Genomic DNA, 255 nt, shown 5'->3' with positions numbered 1-255 from the left:
CACTTCGCGGCCTGGCTCGGCCTCACACCCAAGGACCATTCCACCGCCGGCAAGACCAGGCTTGGCAAGATCACCCGGGCGGGCGACGAGGACCTGAGACGGCTGCTCGTGATCGGGGCTACGGCGGCGATCCCGCAGGCCAGCCGCGGACGCGGTTATCACTCGCGCTGGCTGCTGGGGCTGGACAAGCGGAAGCCGCCGCCGCGTGCAGCGGCGGCGCTTGCCACAAAGGGGGCGGGCATCGCCTGGGAGCTG

General features: G+C 71.8%; 1 protein-coding gene. It reads left to right on the top strand.

Annotated elements, in window-relative coordinates; translation table 11 throughout:
- Positions 1 to 255, top strand: a 255-nt coding sequence (locus FNJ47_RS47195; protein ID WP_163163638.1) for a transposase, incomplete at both ends; no start/stop codon positions are given.

Origin of the sequence: Bradyrhizobium uaiense (assembly GCF_010811875.1) — a bacterium.
Taxonomy (GTDB): Bacteria; Pseudomonadota; Alphaproteobacteria; order Rhizobiales; family Xanthobacteraceae; genus Bradyrhizobium; species Bradyrhizobium uaiense.
This window is presented reverse-complemented; position numbering and strand designations above follow the sequence as displayed.